Source organism: Methylobacterium variabile, from assembly GCF_001043975.1.
GTDB lineage: Bacteria > Pseudomonadota > Alphaproteobacteria > Rhizobiales > Beijerinckiaceae > Methylobacterium > Methylobacterium variabile.
This window is the reverse complement of the sequence record NZ_LABY01000165.1, coordinates 26,422-32,726: the sequence shown is the minus strand read 5'-3', so window position 1 is coordinate 32,726 and position 6,305 is coordinate 26,422. Positions and strand designations below refer to the sequence as shown.

Sequence of the window (6,305 nt, the reverse complement as noted above, 5' to 3'; positions counted from 1 at the left end):
CCCGCCTGCGACCGATGCGCCCGAGGCGGGCACGCGGCGGAACCTAACCTGAATCAATCCGATGCCCCCCGGGACTATCCCCGACCCCTCGGGGAGGCTCCCCGACCGGAAAGGCCGTGCCCATGTTCATGAGGATCGACCGCCTGCAGGCCGAGCTGCCGCAGCCCAAGAGGCCCGACCCGAACGCCGCCGCCGCCCTGCAGGAGCTGCTCGGGGGCAAGTACGGCGAGATGTCGACGCTCGGGAACTACATGTTCCAGAGCTTCAACTTCCGCGACAAGTCCAAGCTGCGGCCGTTCTACAGCCTGGTCTCGAGCATCTTCATGGAGGAGCTCGGTCACGTCGAGCTGGTCTCGACCGGCGTGGCGATGCTCAACAACGGACCCGGCGACCCGACGCCGGACGTCGACGTGTCGAAGGCCCCGTTCCACGACATGCAGGACATCCGCCTCGCCGGCAGCTTCCTCAGCAACGGCGGCGGCGCGATGCCGATGAACTCGAACGCCGCGTCGTGGAACATGGACATGGTCACCACGACCGGGAACATCATCATCGACCTCCTGCACAACTTCCACCTCGAATGCGGCGCCCGCATCCACAAGCTGCGGGTCTACGAGACCCTGAAGGACCCGACCGGTCGCGAGGTCTGCGGCTACCTGCTGGTGCGCGGCTCGGTCCACGCCCACGCCTACGCGCTGGCGCTGAAGAAGCTCACGGGCGTGGCCATCGAGCAGATGCTGCCGACCCCCAACATCAACCTCGACCGCATTCCGGAGTGTCAGAAGTACCTCCAGGAGGGCAGCCACCGCCGGCTCTACCGGTTCAATTCTCCGGACTACCCGGAGGCGGCGGGCGTCTGGTCGAACGACGAGGTGGCGCTGCCGGGCGATCCTCCGGGCAACCTCGAGGTCGTCGACGGCGCGCCCGAAGGCGGCAAGATCCCGGAACTCGACGGCAATTACGGCGCCTTCGCGCCGAACTACAAGCCGGAAGAGATCTTCGAGATCGCGAGCAAGCTCTACAAGAAGAGCCGCTGATCCGCGACGGCCGCCCCGTGGCCCGGCAGGGCCGCGGGGCCGGTCACGCCGGTTCTGTCTCGGGAAGGACGACGGCGTCGAGGATGCGCCGCACCTCGGCCATCGCCGGGCGCGCCGCCGGGTCGGGTCCGGTGCAGGCCCGGACGAGGGCGTCGAGGGCCGGGTGGGCGAGGGGCGAGATCGCTCCCAGCTCCTCGAGCAGCAGCCCGAAGGCCCGCACGTCGAGCCGCTGCAGGAACTCGCCCTCGGGACCCGCGGGCAGGGCGGAGGCGGCGCCGAGATCGCTCAGCACCGCCTCGCCGCGCGTCCCGTCCCACAGGATGTTGTGCGCGTAGAGGTCGCCATGGCCGAAGCCCCGCGCGTGCAGGTGCGCGGCGCCCGCCGCGACGCCCCGCGCGAGGCGCAGGGCCGCCGCGGGCGGCAGGCGCAGGGCGGGATCGTAGACGTCGCGGCTGCAGCTCGCGAGGCTCGGGGGGCCGGCGAGCACCCGCCAGCCCTCGGGCAGCAGCGGCATCAGCAGGCCCTGGGCGCCGGCCGGATGGTCGACGAGGCGGCCGAGGCCGCCGGTGAGGTGCGGGTGCGCGCCGGCCGCCAGGCAGGCCGCCATCTCGCGCTCCGGCAGGCCGTCGCTGGTCATCGCCCCCTTGAACAGCTTGAGGGCGACGGCGCGCGCCGGCTCCGCCCCGCCGGGGCGCCAGGCGGCCCGCATCACCCGCCCGGAGGCACCCTCGCCGAGGAGCGGGCCGGCCGCGAGGTCGGCCCAGGCGACGGGCTCCGCCGCGACCGCCGCGGGCGCGGCCCGGTCCTCGAACGGGTTGCCGGCCCAGGACAGCCAGGCCAAGCGGGGCAGGGCGCCAAGGCAGGCGGGCAGCGCCTCGAACCCGTTGGCGGCGATGCGCAGGAGCTCGAGGTTCTCCGCGCTCCCCAGGCTCTCCGGCAGGGCCCGCAGGCGGTTGCCCGCCAGCATCAGCTTCTGCAGCAGCGGCCGGGCCCCGATCGCCGCGGGCAGGGCCTCGATCGCGTTGTCGGTGAGGGTGAGCCAGCGCAGGGCCGGCGGCAGCGCCTCGGCCGGAACCTCGGCGAGGCCGGAGCCGCGAAAGCCGACCTGGCTCAGGGCCGCGCAGTCGCCGAGGACCGGCGGCAGCTGCGCGAAGCGGTTGCCGGAGCAGAACAGCACCCGGAGCCGGCGCAGGCGGCCGAGATCGGCGGGCAGCGCGGTCAGGTCGTTGTGGCTGAGGTCGAGGAACTCGAGGGTGTCGGCGAGGCCGAGGATCTCGGACGGCACCTCGGTGAGGCGCCCTTCGGGGCCGCCGGGAAGCCGCAGCTCCCGGGCTCCGGCGAGGTCGCCCCGGCGCAGGGCGTCCAGGCCCTCGCGGGTCGCGGGCGGCAGGCTCATGCCGGGAGCAACGCGGCCGGGCGGGGTCGGAGGCGTGTCGGCATCGTTGTCTCCCGGCGGCATTCCGGTTGCCGCCGGACGGTCGTCGCCAGGAAACGCGGCCGGATCAAGGGGCCCGGCCGCAGGAACCGCGCCTCAGTACGGGTAGCCGTAGTAGTAGGCCGGCGGCGCCGGGCGGTAGAGATAGCCGGACGGCGGGCGGCCGTAGGTGCGCAGGTACGGGTCGTAGCGCGGCTGCCGGAAATTGCCGTTGTTGACGCCGGCGGAGCGGTCGTTGCCGCTGAGGGCGGCGTAGGGCGAGAGCCCGCTGCCGGAATCGCTGTTGCGGGCAAGCGCCGCGCCCGCCGTTCCGAGGACGAGGGCCGCCGCTACGGAAACCCGGATCGCTGAAGCTCGCATGGGACGTCTCCTTTACGGCGTGGGCAAGTCGACATGAGCAAGTCGAGATGATCAAGCCGAGCATGGGCGATATGATGGAGCAAACGGGTGGCGGCCGGCCGAGGTTCCCGCAGGCCCGGCGCCGAATGGCCGCGCCCGGCCCCGGCGGAGGCCCGTCGGTGTGCGAGCCCGTTCGGCGATCCGCCCGGGCGACGTGGAAGCGGGCGGGACGGCCGAGAGCCGGGTTCGGCGGGAATCCGGACGCGCCTCGCGGTGCGAGCCCGCGACACGGCGCGGGCTCGAAAGGGCCGCCGCCGACGCCGCCTCACTGCCCGGCGAGCAGCGTCGCGGTCCGGCGCTGGCGCGCGAGGACCTGATCCAGGTGATCGATCGCCCCGTCCTGCAGCCGGCGCAGGGCCGTCGGCTCCTCCTCCCCGTCGCGCCGCATCGAGACGTAGAACTCGAACCCGCCCACGTCCGTCGCGCCGATCCGGTTCAGCACGAACGGGAACAGGCCCAGTCGCATCGCGCCAGCCACCAGGCCGAGGAAGCTCTCCGGCGTGAACACCCAGCAGTGGCAGGGCACGTAGGTCCCGGCTGCCAGGGCTGCGGACGCCTCCGCGTAGGCGTGCGCCAGCGCCGCCTCGCCGGAGAGGCGCGCCGCCGTCGCCGGATCCTCGCCCGCCCAGATCCGATCCGGCGCGATGGCCCGGGCCTCGCTCGCGTGGGCGAAGACCTGGCGCGGGCTCGGCCGCGTCAGGCCGAGGAGGTCCGCCTCGACCAGTTCCGCCAGGGTGCTGGCGGGGCGCGCGGCATCGAACATGAAGCGCTTGTCCGGCAGCGACAGGTTGAGCACGCCGCCCGGACGCAGCACCTCGTGGATGCCACGCAGCCAGCCGAGGAGGTTCGGCACGTACTGGGCCACCTGCGCGGCGATGGCGAAGTCGTGCGGCTCCGGGCCTACGATCGGGGCGAGGGCGCCGGACCCGGTCCAGGCGTGGTCGATCGGCGCCGCACCGGGCAGGCCATCACCCGCCGCGAGGGCGTGATCGACGTAGGCGACGCTCACGCCCTCGGGCAGGGGCGTGGGGTTGTTCCCCGGCCCGAATTCCAGACCCCGCCCCTCCGGCAGGGGCAGGTCGTGGGTCAGCCGCGCCAGCCGCCGGTCGGCGGCGCGGCGGGTCAGGAAGGCGTCGAGGGAGAGGGAGCCGGGCCTCACGGCCCGGCCCGGTCGTGCATGGCGAGCCTCACGCGGCGAGCCAGCCGAAGCGCCCGGCCTCGTCCCAGGCGCAGTCCGCCCCGAGCGAAGCGGCAAACAGGGCCGACAGCCGTGCCCGCTCGGCCTCGACCACCGGCCCGTCCACCGCCACAGGCCGGCAGCGGGCAGCCAGGCCCGGCACCACGAAGTCGGGGTTGTGCAGGGCGTGATCGGAGGCTTGCGTGAAGAACGGCCGGTCGCCCCAGTCGAGGTAGCTCTCGGCGGCCAGGCCCTCAGCGAGCAGCACGTCGTGGGCGTCGAGTTCGACGTGCCAGTAGGTCACCGACGCGACCGCCTCGTGGGCGATGCTGGTGCCGTTGATCAGGCACATGATCGGCACCAGCACACCACCCGCGCCGTCCGCATCGGCCCCGACCAGCACCGGGTGGCCGGGCGACAGGCGCAGGTCGCGGGCCGGCAGCCCGGGCCCGAAGGCGCCGGCGCGCACGCGGACCGGCTGCTGGGGTGCCGGCAGTGCCCGGCCACGCGCAGCAAGGTGGCGGTGGCCGATCCAGGTGACCGGCCGCAGGGCGCCCGACGCGGTGACGGCCTGGTCGCCGACCTGAAGATCCTCGACGGCGACGTCGAGCGGGGCGCCGTGCCGGACCACGCGGATGCCGGTGCCGGTGCAGAAGCAGACGGCGACGGTCTGGTCGTCGAAGCGCAGGGCCTGGAAGTTGGTCAGCGTGCTGGTGACGCCGGCGGGCCTCTCGGCGGACCCGGCGCTCGCGTTGCGGGTCACGACCGTAGCGCCGTCCGCCTGGGAGATCGTGTAGTCGGCGCGATTGCCGGCGAAGACCGCCGTGTTGCCGCCGCCGCCGCCGTCGATCGTGTTGTCCCTGGTCAGGTTGACCGTGCAGACGTCGTCGCCCGCGCCGCAGGCGAGGCGCTGGATGTAGGTCTTGTCGTAGATGGCGATGTTGTTGGTCATGCCGAAGGCACTGCTGTAGGTGCCTGCGTTGAGGTTCAGGGCTGCGCCCTGGCTGCTGAGGGAGAGGTCGAGGGCGTTTCCGGTCGCGGCGGTGTTGTAGAGGGTGATGACCGGGGATGAGTTGATGGAGAAGTCGAAGTAGGGCTTCAGGCTTCCGGTGATCGTGGTGTTGTAGCCGAAGGTCTGGGCGGTGTTGAGCGGGCCGCTGGTCTGGGCGCCGTAGAGGCGCTGGATCGCGTCGATGTCCAGCGGCATCCAAGTGGTCGCGTATTGCCTTATTCCACCATCATTTACCCAGTTTGTCCCGACGATCGGGCTGGGATAGTTCACCGAACCGTGCGGGTTGAAGTACGACATCATCGTCGAAATTTCGTTGTCGTACGGGCTGTACTGCTGGCTGACCGAGCTGGTGTTGTTGTAGGGCCCGCCGTGGCCGAGACCGAGGGCGTGACCGACCTCGTGCATCACCGTGCCGGTGCCGAAGCCTCCTGACGTGGCCTGGAAGTCGTTGAGCGAGCCGTGCTTGCCTGTCGTTGTCGGTCTCTCGCCCATGTCCAGCGAGATCGCGACCTGGCCGTCGTTGGGCGGCGTGATCACGCTGGTGCCGACAGGGTGCGGCGTCGAAATCGACGCCGCGAAGGCCCGGCCGTCTGCGTTCCGGACGAACCCGATATTGGCGTCCGCGCCCGCACTCGCCTGCCGGAACGAGATGTTCGCGACCGCGGACCACATGCTCAAGCTGGACGCGAGGGCGGCCTGCTCGGTCGCGGTCCAGTTCGAATCCGGATCGAACTCGTAGGTCAGGGTGCCGCCGCCCGTCCCGGCCGCGTTGGCCGGCCCCCAATGGAACTGGCGTGACATCGTCCCGTACGTATCGGGCGTGTCTCCGTTGTGCGTCGCGAAGGTCGGGCTCGCGAGGGTTCCATCGGCATTGACTCCTGAGAGGAACCTGACCTGATCTTCACGCGTATTTCCTACGGCGTTCGCCATCCCTCAACGTCCCCTCGCACCCTCTGAACCGCTACCGCGCGCTGTGCAGCAGCAAAGTCCCGAGACTCCACTGCGTCATGCGGGGCCGCGCCGCCGCCCGCGCCTCGTTTCCGCTAACATAAGATAGAAAAATTCCGAAAGACTTGCGCGTCTCAAAAGCTGACCTCACGGTCTCAGCACCGGGCCTTTCGACAACCGGGCGACCAATGTGCCCCGCCGGCCACACTCGGGCCATCGCCCGCGCCACCGCGGCACGGCCCCGAGATCCGCCGGCGGGAGGCCTGACCGTCCCACCGACCGAGACGAGGCGGGTGA

At 71.8% G+C, this 6,305-nt stretch carries 5 protein-coding genes; 1 reads left to right on the top strand and 4 read right to left on the bottom strand.

The annotated features are described in order from the left end of the window. The first annotated feature begins 122 nt into the window (after positions 1-122). The gene (locus tag VQ02_RS22450; RefSeq protein ID WP_048446444.1) at positions 123-1,037 is read left to right on the top strand and encodes a manganese catalase family protein; all 915 of its coding nucleotides are present in this window, start codon (positions 123-125) and stop codon (positions 1,035-1,037) included. A gap of 43 nt (positions 1,038-1,080) precedes the next feature. Here VQ02_RS22450 and VQ02_RS22445 read toward each other — a convergent pair whose 3' ends face one another. From VQ02_RS22445 to VQ02_RS40075, 4 genes are all read right to left on the bottom strand, one after another. After that, positions 1,081-2,433, bottom strand: a complete 1,353-nt coding sequence (locus tag VQ02_RS22445) for a leucine-rich repeat-containing protein kinase family protein (RefSeq protein ID WP_048446443.1) — start codon at positions 2,431-2,433, stop codon at positions 1,081-1,083. A gap of 135 nt (positions 2,434-2,568) precedes the next feature. After that, positions 2,569-2,832 (bottom strand): hypothetical protein, encoded by a 264-nt coding sequence (locus VQ02_RS22440; RefSeq protein ID WP_048446442.1) that lies wholly within the window; start codon positions 2,830-2,832, stop codon positions 2,569-2,571. Positions 2,833-3,136: 304 nt separating this feature from the next. Beyond that, a complete protein-coding gene (locus VQ02_RS22435) occupies positions 3,137-4,030 on the bottom strand; it encodes a hypothetical protein (protein WP_048446441.1) in 894 nt (297 codons plus the stop codon). 28 nt (positions 4,031-4,058) lie between these two features. Then, positions 4,059-5,861, bottom strand: a complete 1,803-nt coding sequence (locus VQ02_RS40075; RefSeq protein ID WP_167350780.1) for a Hint domain-containing protein — start codon at positions 5,859-5,861, stop codon at positions 4,059-4,061. Positions 5,862-6,305: the final 444 nt, after the last annotated feature.